The sequence below is a fragment of the Lichenibacterium minor genome (assembly GCF_004137685.1).
In the GTDB taxonomy this organism is placed as follows: domain Bacteria; phylum Pseudomonadota; class Alphaproteobacteria; order Rhizobiales; family Beijerinckiaceae; genus Lichenihabitans; species Lichenihabitans minor.
This window is the reverse complement of the sequence record NZ_QYBB01000004.1, coordinates 202,723-220,239: the sequence shown is the minus strand read 5'-3', so window position 1 is coordinate 220,239 and position 17,517 is coordinate 202,723. Positions and strand designations below refer to the sequence as shown.

Genomic DNA, 17,517 nt, shown 5'->3' with positions numbered 1-17,517 from the left:
TGCCATCCGCCTCACGCTGCGAGGCCAGCCAATCGCCGTGCCGGCCTGAACGGCAGCACGACCTCGTGAGCAATTACGCGGGCATGTGATCCTCATGCAGATGATGCTCGAAGTGACGAGCAGCACGAGGAAAGTGACAGATGCCGTGAATGAGCTCGAATAGGATCTAATCGCCGTATTTAGGCGGTTTCGTCCTCTGTTTCGGGGTGGGGCAAGCGGTTTGGATCAGGTGATGCGGCCCTTCGAGACGTAGCTGATCGGCGAACCTTTCGGCGTCGTCGGGGGTGATCGGCGGCAGATGTCCTCCACCGGCCTTCTTGATCCTGAGGCCGAGCAACCTCTCCCTTTCTTGCCGTACAGCCTCGTCTTCGACGGCGAGAACGAAATGCCCGAAATCGCTGCCGACACGCTCTCGCTGTGTAGAGCCTTTGTGGTTGGTGCCGGCCGATGCCTTCTTGCCGGTAGACTGTTCGAATATCACCTTAAGTGCCGCTACGAACTGGTGGTCGGCGCGGCTCCTATCCGCCGGCGGACTTCCACGCATGCCAATCCGCTCCTCCACCGCGAGCTCGTGGACTGCGTCCGACAGCCTTTGCAGCCCATCGCGCAAAATCCACAGTGCCGTAGTATCCGGGAACGCGATCGAGACCGGCCGCATTGGGTCGACGCCGCGCATGTCGCGCTGGCCAGACTCGATCGCTGCAACCGCGCTCTCGTTCCATCTGTCGACGATGGCGGCCCCGGCCGCCGACAGCGCGTCGGGGATCTCTGGTACGAACGCGTCCAGGGCCTTCTTGAAACTCAGGATCTCGGCGGCGAAATCTGCGCGCGGCTGTGCGGTCGCCCTGGCGTCCATGAGGGCGCTGACCGCCGCCGAGAGGGCGCCCTTGATGTCGGCTAGCGGCTGATGAAGCGGGCCGCTGCCGGCCTTGTCGAGGGCGGTGAGAATCGGTGAATCCGTGCCGACCTCGAAGTGGAAGGCCGCGGTGGGGCCGAACGGCTTGCGCGGAGGAGGGGGAGCGGACGGCATCAGCTCACCTTTCGCTTGAGGCTGACCACCTTCTCCGGCTCAACCTCGCCGTTCATCAGCCCGGCGATGTGCGCCGACACGCGGTCGGCCGCGGCGACCAGCGCCGCGTCGAGCTTGTGGATGTAGCCGGCTGTCACACCACCGGCCGCATGGCCGAGTAGCGCGGCGATGGTCGGCACCGTGAACCCGAGGTCCTCTGCCACCGAGGCAAAGGAGTGGCGGAGGACGTGCGCCGTCACGTCCGGCATGCGGCGCGCCACGATGGCTTTCCACGCCTTCGGCAAGCCCTGGTAGGGTCCGTCTCCGCGCGTGGCCGGGAAGACGTACTGCCCCTTTGTGCGTGCCATGGCGGTGCGCAGCACGCCGATGGCCGCGCTGCCGAGCGGCCGCACGCTGTACCCCGTCTTGCTGTCCCCGAGCCGCAGGGCTTGGCCTGCGAGGTCGACCTCGGATCGTCTGAGATCTTCGATCTCGCCCTTTCGGCACCCTGTGAGAGCGAGGAGCCTAACAGCGTCAGTCGCTTGCCATCGGTAGGCTAGGTGTTCCGCAGCCCTGATTCTGCGCCCGAGGCGGCGGAAGCCGCCATCGTCGAGCCTGACCTTCCTTTTGCGGTCCGCGGGGCGGATGACGCCGGTGACGGGGTTGTCGGGCCGGTAGCTTTCCTGGACGGCGTAGGTGAAGATGCCGCCGAGCAGCCCGAGCGTGCGGCTCGCCGTGCCCCGGCCGCCCTCGACGATCGCACGTCCGTGGAGACCGGTCTTCACGTCAGCCGCTGTTTTTCCCGCCGTTACGTCGCGCAGAAAGGCTCTCATGTCGGCCGAGGTCACGTCCTTGACTGGCCTGTGACCGAGCAGGGGCACAATGTGCCGCTCGATGCGCCCGCGGTCGGTCGCCAGCGTCGAGGCCTTTTTCGCCTGCCGCCGACGTGTAATGATGAGGCCGGACTCCGCCTTTTCCAGGTAATCCCGACACAGCTCGCCGACCGTGATGGCTTGCCGTTCAGACTGGCGCTGCTCGGCGGGATCCTGCCCGCGCGCTACAGAAACAAGGATCTGGCGGGCGTCGCCGCGAGCCTGCTCCAGGGTGAGCACGCCGTACCGACCGATTGTCAGTCGCCGGCTGCGGCCGTTGGCGTTGCGGTATTGCACTACGAAGGATTTCGCGCCGCTCGGCTTAATCCGGAGCCCAAACCCGGGTAGGTCGTCGTCCCACAACATGGCGTCACCGGCCATTTTGGCCGCTGTCGCATCGATGATCCGTTTCGTCAGCTTCACCATCGCGGTAAGCACCGGGTAAGCGGGCGGCGGCGAACTCGGGAACGCATCGGAAACGTTCGCCACCTTCAGGGCAGCGGATATTGCTCTCTTTGGCAGAGGCTTAGCAAGCTGGAGAAATTCTAGGTAAGCACCGGAAATCGTGTGGCCTCTGCCCTCCGAAGGCAGAGGTCTCAGGTTCGAATCCTGACGGGTGCGCCAGTTCGGCTCCGATCTTCCCTTCTGCCGATCCGCGCCCACCCACCGCGGGGGCGAGCTTTTCCGTGCCGCTGCACCCGATCCGGCCTCGCCGCGTTGGAAGGGCGGGGACGGCCGCCTCGGCCGCCCATGGGAAACGCGCCATGCCCACCGATCTCCCCCCGGACTACAAGCCCCGGCCCATCGACGATCCCGCCGATCCGGCGGACCCCGCCGTGCCCGGCGCCGTCCCGGCCTTCCCGCCCGCGGGCGGCGAGGACTCCGTCGACGTGCCCGGCGGCGCGCCGCGCCCGGGGCCGGACGTGTCGGATCCCCCCGGCTGGGCCGTGCCGCCGGTCGTGCCCGGTGGAGATCGCGGCGACGTCCCGCTGCCGGCCGGCATGCCGACCTTCTGACCGGCGCGACGCCCGTCCGGTCCGGTTGCGGGGCAGGCCGCCCCTGGACGTCGCGCGCCCGGACCGACGTCGACGCCGCGCGCCACACCCGCCGGAGCCGAAACGCCGTTGACCCCCACCCAGCCACGACCCGAGCGGGCCCCCCCGGCCCCGCCCGGCCACCTGTCCAACATCCAGGTCCTGCGCGGCATCGCGGCCCTGATGGTGCTGGTGTACCACATCGGCAACGAGTTCTCGGACCGCGCCTTTCCGGGCAGCCTGCCGGATTTCGGCGCGGGCTCCGCCGGCGTCGACATCTTCTTCGTCGTGTCCGGGTTCATCATGGTCCATTCGACCGCTGCCGCCTTCGGCGCTCCGGGCGCGCCGAGCCTGTTCCTGGCGCGGCGCGTCGTCCGCCTGGTGCCGCTCTACTGGATCGTCACCACCGTCTTCGTGGTCGTGATGCTCCACCAGGCGCGCCACGGGGGGCTGTCGCGCGAGACGGGGCGGTGGATCGCGGCGTCCTACGCCTTCCTGTTCTATCCGCACGGCGCCGAGCAGGGCGACTTCCCCCTCTACGCCCAGGGCTGGACGCTGAATTTCGAGATGTTCTTCTACGCCTGCTTCGCGGCCGTCCTGCCGTTCAGGCGCGCGGCCGCGCTGGGCGGCCTCGCCGTGGGGCTGGTGGCCCTGAGCGGCCTCGGCCTCGTCGTCGCCCTGCCGTGGCCGGTGGACCGCTGGGCCAATACCAACATCCTCGAGTTCGTGCTCGGCTTGGGCCTCGCCGTCGTCCATGCGCGCGGCTTCCGCGTGTCGCTGCCCGTCGCCGTGGTGCTGGCCGCCGCGGGGTTCGCCACCTTCGTCGTCACGGTGGCGTCGGTCGACGATTGGCTGCCCTATCGCGGCCTCGTGTGGGGGCCGCCGGCCTGTGCCGTCGTCGCGGCGGCTGCCCTCTACCGCCCGCGAAGGGGCGGCATCGTCCGGGCGGCGCTGGAGCGGCTCGGCGACGCGTCCTACGCGCTCTACCTGGTCCACTACGCCTTCTTCGTGGGTCTCGGGGACGCCCTGGGCCGGTACACCTCCGTCCCGTCGCTGCCGCCCGCGCTCTACGGCGCCCTGTGCTTCTTCGGCGCGATCGCCCTGTCCTTCGCCGTCCATCGCTGGCTCGAACGGCCGATCACGCGCGGGTTGAACCGCGCGCTCGGGCTCGGGCGGCGTTGGACGGCGCTGACCGCCGGCGCGGCGCGGGCCGCGTGACGGTGGAGCGGCTCAAGCGTCGCGGCGAGGGGCGGGACGGCCGAGGAGCTTGGCCATCTCTTCCTCGAGCGACTCGAGCGATTCGATGTTCTTGGCCGGCGGGGGAGCCGGCGGCGCGGGTGCGGGCGAGGGCGGCGCCGGGATGGCGGCGGCGGCGGGCTCCGGCGGCGGCGGGACAGGCTCGGGACCGCGCGTCGCCCGCGGCTCCGCCGCCGCCGACGGGTCCGGCGCCGCCGCGACGGCGATGTCCGGGCCGGCGACGTCGGGACGGGCGACATCTGCGCGGGCAGGGTCGGGGCGGGCGGCGTCGGGGCGGGAAGTGTCCGCACGGGCGTTGTCCGGGCGCATCGGCGCGTCCGTCCTCACCGTCGGCGCGGGCCGCGGCGGGCGGGGCGGAAGGCTCGACGCGAGGCTCGGGCGGGGCGGCAGCGGCGGTCGCGCCGTCGGCGGGCGCGGCGGCAGGGGCGGCCGGGGCGTCACGGGGCGGTCCAGGGCGGTGGCCGGCGGCGCGCCGGCAGCCGACGGCGGCATCGGGATCGGCTGGGGCGCCGGCCGCGGCGGAAGCCCGGCGGGGCGGGGCGGCGCGGGACGCATCGGCTGGACCACCGGCTCGGCCGGCGTCGGGGGCGCGGCGGGATCCGGCACCGCGACCGGGCGCGGGGACCGCTCGGGCGCGGCGCGCTCGGGCGACGGCGGCGGCATCGGCACGCCGAGGGCCGGTTCCGTGCGGCCCTGGTTTTCCGCCCGCGGCGCCGGCTCTGGCCGGAGCGAAGGCTCGGTGCGCTGGAGCGCGGACTCGGTGCGGGTTGGCTGGAGCGCGGGCTCGGCGCGGGTGGGCTCGATCCGCGCGGTGACTGGCGGCAGGCTCGACGTGGCCGGGGGCAGCGCCACGGCCTGCGGCGACGAGGCCAGAGCGGCCGGCGCGGGGGCGGACGGCAGGGCGGACGGCGCCGCCACGGTGCCGACGAGCGGCCCCGTCACCTCCTTGTCGCGCGGGGCGCCTGCGGCCTGCGTCCGCACGATGGAGGATTCCACGACCACGTCGGTCGGCCCCCCGATCATGATCAGGTGCTCGACGTTGTCGCGCCGCACCAGCACGAGCTGCCGCTGCCGGTCGAGGTCGTAGGCGTCGACGATGCCGAGGCGCGGCTGGCGGTTGCGCCCGTTGGCGGCGGCGCGCGGGCGCCGGCCGAAAACGAGCCGGTACAGCAAGGTCACCACGATGAGCAGCACGACGACCGCCGCCAGCACGGCACCCGAGGCCAGGAGCCTGTTCTCCTCGAAAAAACTGGCCAAAGACTGCATGCTTCCGTTCGCCTCTCGACACAGGCCCCACTCAAGTGCTGAATTGTAGCACGAGGTGCGAGGTGCGCTTCAATAAGGTTAATCAATGGTTAACGGGGTGAGGTCCGGCCCGGGGGTGATCGTCCCCGGCCCCTCGTGCGAGATGCATAGCCGGGTTCGGGGCTCCTTGTCAGCGCGTCGTCGCGGGCGGCGCGGCTTCGCCGCGCCCTGCGCGCGGCCGACGGGGGACGCATGACGGACGCGCCTTTGTCCGCGGTGGACCGCACCGAGCGCACCGGCAGCCCCCTCCTGGTGCTGGTGATCGCCGTGCTGCTGGTGGGGGCCGCCGCGTCCTACTCCTTCCTGCCGCAGGACCAGGCGGGGCGATTCACCCTCGTGCTGCTCGCCGTTCTGGCCGTGGTGGGGCTGATCTCCCTCTTCTTCTACGCGATCGGGTTCCTGCAGTTCTCGGGGCAGGCGGCCCGCAACGACATCACCAAGCTGATCGCCGATTCGGGGGGCGAGGGCCTGCTGGTCACCGAGGGCGACGCCCGGGTGCTCTACGCCAACGAAACCTACCTCGGCATGTCGGGCGCCCTCGACGTCGCGCAGATCCGCCCGGTCGAGCGGCTCTTCTCCGGGCCGGCCGAGATCTCCGAAGCCGTGTACCGCTTGGCCCAGGCGGCGCGCGACGGCCGCCGGGCCGCGGAGGAGATCCGCCTGTCCCCCGCGCTCGACGGCGTGTCGGCCGTGGGCTGGTACCGCGTCAAGGTCCGCCCGCTCGACCGGGCCGGGCGCAAGCGTGCCGTGCTGTGGAGCGTGGCCGACGTCACGCGCGAGCGCGAGCGCCACGAGAACGTGTTCCAGGAACTCCAGCACGCCATCGACTTCCTCGACCATGCGCCGGCCGGCTTCTTCTCGGCCGAGCCGGACGGCCGCGTGTCCTACCTCAACGCCACGCTGGCGGGCTGGCTCGACTACGACCTCGCTCAGGTGGGCTCGGGCGGGCTGACGCTCGGCGACATCATGGCGGGCGACGGCGCCGCCATGCTGTCCGCCGTGCCGGGCTCGCCCAGCGAGGTGAAGACGGAGCAGTTCGACGTCGACCTGCGCCGCCGCGGCGGCCAAAGCCTGCCGGTCCGGCTGCTGCACCGCATCGCCTTCGCGGAGGACCGGATGCCGGGCCCGTCGCGCACCCTGGTGATCAGCCGTGCGCCCGGCGAAGAACCCGCCGAGGACCTGCGCGCCGCCGAAGTGCGGTTCGCGCGCTTCTTCAACTCCACCCCCATGGCCATCGCGTCGCTCGACGGCGCGGGCGGGATCCTGCGCTCCAATGCCGCCTTCGTGCGGCTGTTCGGCGACGCGCTGCGCGGGGGGGACCGGTCCGTCTATGCCGGCGTGTCCGAGAACGATCGGCCGGCGCTGCGGGCCGCCGTGGACGCCGCCGCGCAGGGGCGGGGCGACATCCCGCCCGTCGACGCGACGCTGGGGGGCGGCGCGAAGGGCTCGGTGCGGCTGTTCGTGTCGGGCAACGAGGCGCGCGGCAACGAGGGGCGGACGGTGGACCTGTTCGCACTCGACACGACGGAGCAGCGGACCCTCGAGGAAAGCTTCCTGCAGGCGCAGAAGATGCAGGCCATCGGGCAGCTCGCCGGCGGCGTGGCGCACGACTTCAACAACGTGCTGACCGCCATCATCGGCTATTCGGACCTGCTGCTCTCCAATCACAGGCCGACCGACCCGTCCTTCCAGGACATCATGCAGATCCGCCAGAACGCCAACCGGGCGGCGGGCCTCGTGCGGCAGCTCCTGGCCTTTTCGCGCCGGCAAACGCTGCAGCCCACCGACCTGCAGCTCGGCGACGTCGTGGCCGAACTGCAGAACATGATGCGCCGGCTCGTCGGCGAGAAGATCGAGATGGACGTGAACCACGGGCGCGACCTGTGGATCGTGCGCGCCGACGTGCACCAGCTCGAGCAGGTTCTCGTGAACCTCGTCGTCAACGCCCGAGACGCCATGCCGGACGGCGGCCGCATCACCGTGCGCACCCGCAACGTCGCGGAGCCCGAAGTGGCGGGCTTCAACGAGAAGACCCTGACGCCGGCGGAATACGTCCTCATCGAGATCGAGGATTCCGGCTCCGGGATCCCCGCCGACGTGCTGCCCAAGATCTTCGAACCCTTCTTCACCACCAAGGAGGTGGGCAAGGGGACGGGCCTCGGCCTGTCCATGGTCTACGGCATCATCAAGCAGACGGGCGGCTTCGTGTTCTGCGATTCCGTCGTCGGTCGCGGCACGCTGTTCCGCATCTTCCTGCCGCGCCACGTCCCGGCCCCCGTCGACGAGACGGTCCGCAAGGAGGTCGCCAAACCCGTCTCGACCGACCTCACCGGGCGGGGCACGATCCTCCTCGTCGAGGACGAGGACGCGGTGCGCGCCTTCGGCGCCCGGGCGCTGACGTCGCGCGGCTACACCGTGGTGGAGGCGGCGTCGGGTGCGGAAGCGCTCGACATCGCGCTCGACCCCGACCAGCCGACGATCGACCTCATCGTGTCGGACGTGGTGATGCCCGAGATGGACGGCCCGACCATGTTCGCGGAGCTGCGCAAGCGCGGCATCGACATCAAGGTCATCTTCGTGTCCGGCTACGCCGACGATGCCTTCAAGCGGAACCTGCCCGACGGCGCGGTCTACGACTTCCTGGCGAAGCCCTTCTCGCTCAAGGGGTTGGTCGAGAAGGTGAAGGAGAACATGGGGTAGCGGCCGCGCCGCCTAGGCGGTTTCCCGCGAGCCGCGGCCCGCGGCCTGCACGGCGGCGAAGATCCGGTCCGCCGCCAGCGGCAGCGCGGTGAACCGCACCCCCGTGGCGTCCCGCACCGCGTTGGCGAGCGCGGGCGCCACCGGGTTGAACGGGCTTTCGCTCATCGATTTGGCGCCGAGCGGCCCGAGCCTGTCGCTGGTGTCGGCGAACAGCACTTCCGTGGGCGGCACGTCGGCGAAGGCCGGGATGTGGTAGGCGCGGAACACCGGCGTGGTGACGCGCCCGTCCTCGACGTCGAGGTGCTCGTAGAGCGCGGCGCCGATCGCCTGGGCGACGCCGCCTTCGACCTGCCCGCGGCACTGCATCGGGTTCACCACGAAACCGGCGTCCGCGGCCTGCACGCTCTTCAGGATGCGGATCGCCCCGGTGACGCGGTGCACCGCCACCCGGAAGCCGTGCACGTTGAAGGCGATCGAGCGCGGCGTCCCGTCGAAGGATCCCGTCCCTTCGAGGGCCAGGCCCGCCCCGGCCGCCGCCGCGGCGACATCGGCGAGGGGCACGCGCCGTGCGCCGTCGACCACGGCGCCCGGGGCCAGCGCCCAGCCGTCGCCCGCCCGGCCGAACAGCGCTTCGGCGGCGTCGAGCAGGCGGCGGCGCAGGTCTTCGGCGGCGCGCAGCGTGGCCCGGCCCGCCACCACGAGGCCGGTCGAGCCGTAGGCGCCGGTGTCGTGGCCGCCGGCGTCGGTGTCCGACTGCCGCACCGCGATGTCGCCGGGCGACGCCGACAGGACCCCGGCGGCGATCTGCACGTGGGTGGTGGTGGCGCCGTTGCCGAACTCCGCCGTGCCGACAGTGAGGCGGAAGCGGCCGTCTCCGTCGAGCGCGACGCGCGACTCGCTGAAGTGGCCGCGCGGCGGGATCGTGTGGATCATGCTCAACGCCGTGCCGCGCCCGACCGCCCAGTCGCCGTCCGGCGCGGGGGCGCCGTCGCCCCGCGCCAGCGCCGCCTCGACGAGCGCCAGGCACTGGTCGAGCCCGTAGGACCCGTATTCGACGTCGCCCTGGTCCGTGGAGGTGCCGACCATCGGGGTGCCGGGCCGGATGACGTTGCGGCGACGCATCTCGAAGGGGTCGATGCCGAGCTGCCGCGCCACCTCGTCGACCGCCGATTCCACCGCGAAGATGAGCTGGCTCAACCCGTAGCCGCGAAAGGCGCCGGCCGGCACCTCGTTGGTGTAGACGGCATAGCCGTCGACCTTCTTGGCCGGGATGTCGTAGACCGCGATCGACTCGCCGCAGCCGTGGTGCAGCACCCCGCCGGCGTGGTTGCCGTAGGCGCCGGTGTTCGACACGGCGCGGAGCGCGATGGCGGTGAGACGCCCGTCGCGGCGCGCGCCGATCTTCACCCGCACCGCGATGGGATGGCGCGTCGTGGTGGCGGTGAACTGCTCCTCGCGCGTCAGCTCCAGCTTCACGGGCCGGCCCGTGCGCAGGGCCGCCAGCGCGACGACGTCCTCGACCAGCATCTCCTGCTTGCCGCCGAAGCCGCCCCCGACGCGCTCGCACAGCACACGCACGTGCTCGGCCGGCAGGTCGAGCACGCGCGCCAGGGCACGGCGGGTGAGGAAGGGCACCTGCGTGCTCGTCCGCACGACGAGCCGCCCTTCGGCGTCGGTCCAGGCGATGGCGCAGTGCGTTTCGAGGTGCGCGTGCTGCACGCGCTGCGTCCGGTAGGTGTCCTCGTGGACCGCGTCGGCCTCGGCGAAGCCCGCTTCGGTGTCGCCGATCTCGGAATGGAACTCCGCCACCACGTTGCGCGACGGATCGTGGATGCCGGAGCCGTCGCGCTTGTCGCCGTGCAGCGCCGGCGCGCCGGGCGCCATCGCGGCTTCGGGGTCGAACACGGCGGGCAGCACCTCGTAGCGCACCGCCAGCGCCCGGCAGCCCGCCTCGGCGGCGGCCTCGGTTTCCGCCACCACGGCGGCGACGCGCTGGCCGTGGAAGCGCATCACCGTGTCGAAGACGCGGGTGTCGAACGGGTCGTCGCCGTCGAGCTCGTGGCGGCCGGTGGAGAACAGCGCCGCGGGCGCGTCATCGTGCGCCAGGACGGCGACGACGCCCGGCACCGCCGACGCGGCCGCGCGGTCGATCGACACCACGCGGGCATGGGCATGGGGCGAGCGCAGCAGCTTGGCGTGCAGCAGGCCGTCCGGCGCCACATCGGCGGTGAAGCGCGCCGCGCCCGTCACCACGCCGTGGCCGGCCGGGGCGCCGAGGTTGCGGGCGCCGTCGGCGTTGCGGGCGCCCGCCACGGCGTCCGCCACCGAACGGTAGCCCGTGCAGCGGCACAGGTTGCCCTTGAGGGCGCCGGGCAGGTCGGCGCGCTGGCCCTGGTCCAGCGCCGCCGCCGTCATGATCATGCCGGCGGTGCAGAACCCGCATTGGAACCCCTGCGCGTCGAGGAAGGCGCGCTGCATCGGGTGCAGCCCCCCCTCGCTCGCGCCTGCCAGCCCTTCGATGGTGGTGACCTGCCGGCCGCGCGCCCGGAACGCCGGCGTGATGCAGCTGTGGACCGGCTCGCCGTCCAGCCACACCGTGCAGGCCCCGCAGTCGCCGGCGTCGCAGCCCTTCTTGACGCCGAACCAGCCGAGCCCCCGCAGGAAGGTGCGCAGGCATTGGCCGGGCCGGGGCGCGTCCGCCGACGGGACGCCGTTGATCGAGAAGCTCATGGGGCCGCCAACTCGTCGAGGATCTCGCCCGCCAGGTGGGCCGTCACGGCCCGCCTCCAGGCCGGCCGGCCGTGGACGTCGTCGAAGACCAGCGCGTCGGGGATCGCGGCGAGGTCCGACAGCAGCGCGTCCGCGGCGGGCGGGGCGGGGTAAGGGAAGCACAGGGGGCGCACGGTCGACCCCGTGACGGTGAGTCGGAACGCGCCGCCCTCGTCGAGCGTGCCGATCAGCAGCGCGCCGGAACGGCCCTGCGGGGTGAGCGAGATCTGCCGGAAGGCGGCGCGGCGCCGCAGGGCCTCGGCGGGGATGCGGATCTCGCGCAACAGCTCGCCCGCGCGCAGCGCGGTGCGGCGGTCGCCGGTGACGAAGGCGGCCGCCGGGAGGGCGCGGTCCTCGTCCGGCCCCCACAGGCGGCACGTCGCGTCGAGCGCCGCGGCCAGCGCCGTCATGGGGCCGGCGGGGAGGGCCAGGCAGATGTTGCCGCCCACCGTCGCGCCGTTCCACACCTTGAAGGAGCCCAGAAGGGCGCGGCAGCAGAGCGGCACCAGCGCGGCGGCGCGCCACCCCGGCGGGGCGCTCCAGCGCTCCAGTTCGGCGATGGTGCAGGTGGCGGCGACGGTCAGGCCGTCGGCGTCGGCGGCGAGCGGCGCCCAACCGAAGCCGCGGAGGTCGATGAGGCGGCTCAGGCCGGGCTGCGGCTCGGAGAAGAGCCACGTGCCGCCGCCGAGCCACGCGTCGCCGGGCCGGAAGCCGGCGAGGCTGCCGCGGTCCGGTCGCTCGATCACCTCGTCGATGCCGTTCAGGTCCAACGCGCTCGCTCCCGACGTCCGGTCCGGCCTGCACGGGGCATGCCAGGGGCGATGCTGCCGCGTCGGGGCCGGCCTGTCGACCCTCCCGCGCCGTCGCGCGCCGCATCCCGCCCGCCTCGTCCCATCCCCGGGAAGACTCCGCGACGCGGCATCGTGGCACGCCGGGGCCCCGCCGCCGCGACGCCGCCGCGCCACACCACCCGAATTTCGCCGCGACGGTCGGCCATGAGGGAGATCATTCAATCTTTACGCATCGCGGACTAGGGTCCGCCCGCGTTCTCCGTCGACCGTGAAGGGGCCAACACCATGATCCGTGTGCTGAAGGGGCAGGGCCGCTCGATCGTCGCGGCGTCGGCCGTCGTGAGCCTGCTCGCCGGCTGTCCCGCCCTGGCGGCGAGCCACAAGAAGCCCGTCAAGGCGGCCGAAAAGGCGCAGGACGCCAAGGCGGATGCCAAGCCGGCGCTGTCGTCCAAGCCGCAGCTCGTGGGCACCTACGGCGACTGGGGCGCCTACGAGGCCCAGGGCGCGAAGAGCAAGATCTGCTATGCCTTGGCCCAGCCCAAGGAGCGCACCCCCTCGTCGCTGAAGCGCGAACAGGGCTACATCTTCATCTCGACCCGCCCCGGCGAACACGTCAGGAACGAAGTGTCGGTGATCATGGGCCTGCCCCTCAAGGAGGGCAGCGGCGACGCCAAGGCGGAGGTCGGCACCACCGGCTTCGACCTCGTCACCAAGGGCCAGAACGCGTGGATGAAGGATTCCGCGCAGGAAGGGCAGCTCGTCGGCACCATGAAGAAGCACGGCCGCCTCGTCGTGAAGGCGCCGAGCAGCAAGGGCGCGGTGGCGACCGATTCCTATTCCCTGAACGGCCTCGGTCCGGCGCTCGATCGGGTCGCCAAGGACTGCTCCTGACCGATCCGGCGCGCAAAGCTCTTTTGCGCGCCGGACCCCGGGGCCGGCGTGCCTCGCCCTTGTGACGAAGCTTTTCACTTTGTAAGCTTTCCGCAGGCGGTCCCCAGAGGCCGGTGCGATAAGGCCACAGGGTCGAGGAGGAAATCGATGTCCCAGCACGTTCACGATGTGCCGGAGTCGTTCAAGAACAAGGCGCTGATCGGGGCGCACCGCTACGGTGAGATGTACGCCCGCTCGATGAAGGACCCGGAAGGGTTCTGGGGCGAGCACGGCATGCGGATCGACTGGATCAAGCCCTACACCCGCGTCAAGAACACCTCCTTCGCGCCCGGCGCCGTCGCCATCGAGTGGTTCGGGGACGGAACCACCAACGTGGCGATGAACTGCATCGACCGCCACCTGGCCGACAAGGGCGACAAGGTCGCCATCATCTGGGAAGGCGACGACCCGAAGGATTCCCGCCGGATCACCTATCGCGAGCTGCACGCCGAGGTGTGCCGTTTCGCCAACGTGCTGAAGCGCGAGGGCGTCGCCAAGGGCGACCGCGTCACGATCTACATGCCGATGATCCCCGAGGCGGCCTTCGCCATGCTGGCCTGCGCGCGCATCGGCGCGATCCACTCGGTCGTGTTCGGCGGCTTTTCGCCGGACGCGCTGGCGGGCCGCATCACCGGCTGCGATTCCAGGGTCGTCATCACGTCGGACGAATCGCTGCGCGGCGGCCGGGTCGTGCCGCTGAAGAAGAACGTGGACGCCGCCATCGCCAAGTCCGGCCTCGTCGAGCGTGTCATCGTGGTGAAGCGCACCGGCGGCGCCGTGGCGATGCAGGCGGGCCGCGACGCCTATTACGACGAGCTCGCCGCCGACGTCGGCACCGAGTGCGAGCCCGTCGAGATGGACGCGGAAGCGCCGCTCTTCATCCTCTACACGTCGGGCTCGACCGGCCAGCCGAAGGGCGTGCTCCACACCACCGGGGGCTACCTCGTCTACGCGTCGATGACGCATCAATACGTCTTCGACGTGCACGAGCAGGACGTCTACTGGTGCACGGCGGACGTCGGCTGGGTCACGGGCCACAGCTACATCGTCTACGGGCCGCTCGCCAACGGCGCCACGACCCTGATGTTCGAGGGCATCCCCAACTATCCCACCGTGTCGCGCCTGTGGGAGGTGGTCGACAAGCATTCGGTGTCGATCCTGTACACGGCCCCGACCGCCATCCGCGCCCTGATGGGCTCGGGCGACGAGCCGGTGAAGCGCACCAGCCGCGCCAGCCTGCGCCTGCTCGGCTCGGTCGGGGAGCCGATCAACCCGGAAGCCTGGGAATGGTACCACCGCGTCGTCGGCGAGGGCCGCTGCCCCATCGTCGACACCTGGTGGCAGACCGAGACCGGCGGCATCCTCATCACGCCGCTGCCCGGCGCCACCCGCCTCAAGCCCGGCTCGGCCACCAAGCCCTTCTTCGGCGTGAAGCCGGAGGTGATGGACGCCGAAGCCAACGTGCTCGAGGGGGCCTGCGAGGGAAACCTCGTCATCGCCGACAGCTGGCCGGGCCAGATGCGCACGGTCTACGGGGACCACAAGCGCTTCGAGGACACCTATTTCTCGGCCTACCCGGGCAAATACTTCACCGGCGACGGTTGCCGCCGCGACGCGGACGGCGACTACTGGATCACCGGCCGCGTCGACGACGTCATCAACGTGTCGGGGCATCGCATGGGGACGGCCGAGGTGGAAAGCGCGCTCGTGGCGCACGACACGGTGTCGGAAGCGGCGGTGGTGGGCTACCCCCACGACGTGAAGGGGCAGGGCATCTACGCCTACGTGACGCTGATGGAGGGCATCGAGGCGTCCGACGCGCTCCGCAAGCAGCTCGTCGCCCACGTCCGCCAGGAGATCGGCCCGATCGCGTCGCCGGACGTGATCCAGTTCGCCCCGGGCCTGCCCAAGACACGCTCGGGCAAGATCATGCGGCGGATCCTGCGCAAGATCGCCGAGAACGAACTCGGCTCGCTCGGCGACACCTCGACGCTGGCCGACCCTTCGGTGGTGGACGACCTGGTCGCCAACCGGCGCTGAGCCGGCGAAGCGCCCGTCCGGCGCGCCGGCGGCCCGGGCCGCCCGCGCCGGCCTGGCGCCCCGCTTCGCCGGTCGCGGGCGGCGTCGGCACCGCCGAGATCGGGTTTTCCCGTTTCCCCCTGACGGCGGGATCGGCTACCAGCACGGTCATGCAGCCGATCCTTTCGATTTCCAAGCTGACCAAATCCTACGCGACCGGCTTCCAGGCCCTGAAGGGGATCGACCTCGACGTCCGCGAAGGCGAGATCTTCGCGCTGCTGGGCCCCAACGGCGCCGGCAAGACCACGATGATCTCCATCGCCTGCGGGCTCGTCCGTGCGACGTCCGGCCGTGTGACGGTCGGGGGGCACGACATCGCGGGCGCCTACCGCGCCGCCCGCGGCATGGTCGGCCTCGTGCCCCAGGAGCTTACCACCGACGCCTTCGAGACCGTGTGGGACACCGTCACGTTCAGCCGCGGGCTGTTCGGCAAGCGGCGTGATCCCGCCCACATCGAAAAGGTGCTGCGCGACCTGTCGCTGTGGGAAAAGAAGGACAGCCAGCTCCGCCAGCTCAGCGGCGGCATGAAGCGCCGCGTGCTCATCGCCAAGGCGCTGTCGCACGAGCCGCGGCTGCTGTTCCTCGACGAGCCGACCGCGGGCGTCGACGTCGAGCTGCGCCGCGACATGTGGCGCCTCGTCGACGGGCTGCGGCGCGACGGCGTCACCATCGTGCTCACGACCCACTACATCGAGGAGGCCGAGGAGATGGCCGACCGCGTCGGCGTGATCCGCGGCGGCGAGCTGATCCTGGTCGAAGAGAAGGCCGCGCTGATGCAGAAGCTCGGCCGCAAGCGCCTGGTGCTCGACCTCGCGGCGCCGCTGCCCGCCGTGCCGGCCGCCCTGGCGCGCCACCGCCTGAAGCCTTCCGCCGACGGCGCCCGCCTCACCTACACCTACGAGCCGGGCGGCGGCCCCGTCGATATCCGCGCCCTGATGGTCGACCTCGCGTCGGCCGGCGTCGCGGTGCGGGACGTCACGACGTCGCAGAATACGCTGGAGGACATCTTCGTGGACCTCGTCAGATCACCCGCCGAACCGGCCCCGCCCGGGCGCGCGCCGGCCGACGTGGAGGGGCGCTGAATGGGTGTCGCCGTGTCCACCCGCGCCGTGAGGACCCGCGCATGAACGTCCATGCCGTCCGGGCGATCTACGGCTTCGAGATGGCGCGCACGCTGCGCACCGTCACGCAGAGCATCGTGTCGCCGGTGCTCTCCACCTCGCTCTACTTCGTGGTCTTCGGCGCCGCGCTGGGCTCCCGCATCCAGTCCGTCGACGGGGTGAGCTACGGCGCCTTCATCGTGCCCGGCCTCGTGATGCTGTCGCTCCTGACGCAGAGCATCGCCAACGCGTCGTTCGGCATCTACTTCCCGCGCTTCACCGGCACGATCTACGAGATCCTGTCGGCGCCGATCTCCGCCTTCGAGATCGTGGCGGGCTATGTCGGGGCGGCGGCGACGAAGTCGATCGTGCTCGGCCTCATCATCATCGCCACCTCGGCGCTGTTCGTCCCGCTGCACGTCGAGCATCCGCTGTGGATGCTCGTCGCGCTGGTGCTGACGTCGGTGACCTTCAGCGCCTTCGGCTTCGTCATCGGCATCTGGGCCGACGGCTTCGAGAAGCTGCAGCTCGTGCCGCTGCTGATCGTGACGCCGCTCACCTTCCTCGGCGGCAGTTTCTACTCCATCGATTCGCTGCCCTCGCCCTGGCGCGAGGTCGCCTACCTCAACCCGGTGGTCTACCTCGTGAACGGCTTCCGCTGGAGCTTCCTCGGCCACGCCGACGTGCCGCCCGAGGTGAGCTTCGGCATGACGCTGGCCATCCTGGCGCTGTGTGCCGGGCTGATCGCCTGGATCTTCCGGACCGGTTATCGCCTGAAGACGTGAGCTCGGCTTTTCAACCCGCGCCGCGTGTGGAAGGATGGCGGGATGTCGAGAGAGCGAAGATGATGTCCGCCCATGAACTGCACGCGCTGCGACACCCGCACGTCGTCGCGTTCCATAAATTCTTCTCCGAATACCATATCTATTTTCAGACCGGGGCCGAACGGTTCCGGGTATCGATCAGGGTCTACGAGACCGACGACGGTCGCTACTTCTTCGAGCAGAGCCACTACATTCGGACGCCGGTGCAGGAATCCGCGAACGTGCTGACCGCCGAAACGCATGCCGGCCCGCACCATGCCCTGTCGCGTGCCGTCGAATCGATCACGACCTATTACGAGGACGCGCTGGGGCAGGGGCACAGGCCCGCCGCTGAATGGTTCGTGCGCAATGACGTCTACTGAAGTGGCACATTCCGCGTCATGCCGTGGAGGAACCGGGAACTGACCTTCGGGGCAGGGCATTCGATGGGCGCTGTCCCATGATGGAGTGTTCGACCTTGTCCCGTTCCCTCGCCACAACGCTGATCGCCGCCCTCGCCCTCGGCGCCGCCGCCCTGGCTGCCGAGCCGGCCGCCGCCACGCCCATGGCCGGTGCCGCCGCCATCGAAGCCGCCGCTCCTGCCGCCTCCGCGGCCACCGAGCAGGTCTACTTCCGCCGCGGCTACCACCGCCGCGGCTTCGGCTTCCGTCGCGGCTTCGGCTATCGCCGTCCCTTCGGCCATCGCCGCTACGGCTACCGCCGCGGTCTCCCCGGCCACCCGATCCGCCGCATCCTGCGCGCGCTCTGATACCAGCGGTCGAAGGTCTCGACGGGCGGCAGGCGCGAACGCGCGCGGCCGCTCGCGAGGCGCGACGGAGGCGCATCGGCCTGTCCGTCGCGGAGGAGG

Annotated in this window: 14 protein-coding genes and 1 tRNA gene; 10 read left to right on the top strand and 5 right to left on the bottom strand. The window is 71.3% G+C overall.

All coding sequences use genetic code 11. The features are described from left to right. Window positions 1–166: 166 nt before the first annotated feature. Both D3273_RS06250 and D3273_RS06245 read right to left on the bottom strand, forming a co-directional pair. Entirely contained in the window at window positions 167–1,030 is an 864-nt protein-coding gene (locus D3273_RS06250; protein WP_129224589.1) for a hypothetical protein, read from the bottom strand. After that, window positions 1,030–2,307, bottom strand: a complete 1,278-nt coding sequence (locus D3273_RS06245; RefSeq protein ID WP_129224587.1) for a tyrosine-type recombinase/integrase — start codon at window positions 2,305–2,307, stop codon at window positions 1,030–1,032. Before D3273_RS06245 ends, D3273_RS06250 begins: the two co-directional genes overlap by 1 nt. 92 nt (window positions 2,308–2,399) lie before the next feature. Here D3273_RS06245 and D3273_RS06240 point away from each other — a divergent pair. The 3 genes from D3273_RS06240 (at window position 2,400) to D3273_RS06230 (ending at window position 4,133) form a co-directional block, all read left to right on the top strand. Then, window positions 2,400–2,505 (top strand) — tRNA-Arg (locus D3273_RS06240). Window positions 2,506–2,645: 140 nt separating this feature from the next. Continuing rightward, window positions 2,646–2,897, top strand: coding sequence for a hypothetical protein (locus tag D3273_RS06235; protein ID WP_129224585.1), 252 nt, complete (start codon window positions 2,646–2,648; stop codon window positions 2,895–2,897). 108 nt (window positions 2,898–3,005) lie between these two features. Then, window positions 3,006–4,133: an acyltransferase family protein gene (locus D3273_RS06230; RefSeq protein WP_129224583.1), complete on the top strand. Its 1,128-nt coding sequence runs from the start codon at window positions 3,006–3,008 to the stop codon at window positions 4,131–4,133. A 12-nt stretch (window positions 4,134–4,145) separates the two neighbouring features. On the opposite strand, the gene D3273_RS06225 is transcribed toward D3273_RS06230, so the two are convergent. Continuing rightward, window positions 4,146–5,438, bottom strand: a complete 1,293-nt coding sequence (locus D3273_RS06225; protein WP_129224581.1) for a flagellar biosynthetic protein FliO — start codon at window positions 5,436–5,438, stop codon at window positions 4,146–4,148. A 231-nt stretch (window positions 5,439–5,669) separates the two neighbouring features. Between D3273_RS06225 and cckA the strand changes: the two genes are divergently transcribed. Beyond that, a complete protein-coding gene (cckA, locus tag D3273_RS06220; protein WP_129224579.1) occupies window positions 5,670–8,177 on the top strand; it encodes a cell cycle histidine kinase CckA in 2,508 nt (835 codons plus the stop codon). A gap of 12 nt (window positions 8,178–8,189) precedes the next feature. Here the strand turns inward: cckA and D3273_RS06215 are convergent, their stop codons facing one another. Together D3273_RS06215 and D3273_RS06210 are read right to left on the bottom strand one after the other, a co-directional pair. Further along, complete coding sequence (locus D3273_RS06215; RefSeq protein WP_129224577.1) at window positions 8,190–10,907, bottom strand: molybdopterin-dependent oxidoreductase; 2,718 nt, start codon at window positions 10,905–10,907, stop codon at window positions 8,190–8,192. Further along, window positions 10,904–11,716, bottom strand: coding sequence for an FAD binding domain-containing protein (locus D3273_RS06210; protein ID WP_129224575.1), 813 nt, complete (start codon window positions 11,714–11,716; stop codon window positions 10,904–10,906). The genes D3273_RS06215 and D3273_RS06210 overlap by 4 nt, the downstream gene beginning before the upstream one ends. A 306-nt stretch (window positions 11,717–12,022) precedes the next feature. Between D3273_RS06210 and D3273_RS06205 the strand changes: the two genes are divergently transcribed. The 6 genes from D3273_RS06205 (at window position 12,023) to D3273_RS06180 (ending at window position 17,418) form a co-directional block, all read left to right on the top strand. Further along, window positions 12,023–12,628 carry an invasion associated locus B family protein gene (locus tag D3273_RS06205; protein ID WP_129224573.1) on the top strand — a complete coding sequence of 202 codons (606 nt, stop codon included), beginning with the start codon at window positions 12,023–12,025 and terminating at the stop codon, window positions 12,626–12,628. 147 nt (window positions 12,629–12,775) lie between these two features. Next, window positions 12,776–14,707, top strand: coding sequence for an acetate--CoA ligase (gene acs / locus D3273_RS06200; RefSeq protein ID WP_129224571.1), 1,932 nt, complete (start codon window positions 12,776–12,778; stop codon window positions 14,705–14,707). Between the two features lie 149 nt (window positions 14,708–14,856). Beyond that, window positions 14,857–15,828 (top strand): ABC transporter ATP-binding protein, encoded by a 972-nt coding sequence (locus tag D3273_RS06195; protein ID WP_129224569.1) that lies wholly within the window; start codon window positions 14,857–14,859, stop codon window positions 15,826–15,828. 41 nt (window positions 15,829–15,869) lie between these two features. Then, window positions 15,870–16,631, top strand: a complete 762-nt coding sequence (locus D3273_RS06190; RefSeq protein WP_129224567.1) for an ABC transporter permease — start codon at window positions 15,870–15,872, stop codon at window positions 16,629–16,631. A gap of 62 nt (window positions 16,632–16,693) precedes the next feature. Beyond that, on the top strand, window positions 16,694–17,032 hold the full coding sequence (locus D3273_RS06185; protein ID WP_129224565.1) for a hypothetical protein: 339 nt from the start codon (window positions 16,694–16,696) through the stop codon (window positions 17,030–17,032). A 95-nt stretch (window positions 17,033–17,127) separates the two neighbouring features. Then, on the top strand, window positions 17,128–17,418 hold the full coding sequence (locus D3273_RS06180) for a hypothetical protein (protein WP_245501025.1): 291 nt from the start codon (window positions 17,128–17,130) through the stop codon (window positions 17,416–17,418). Window positions 17,419–17,517 lie beyond the last annotated feature (99 nt).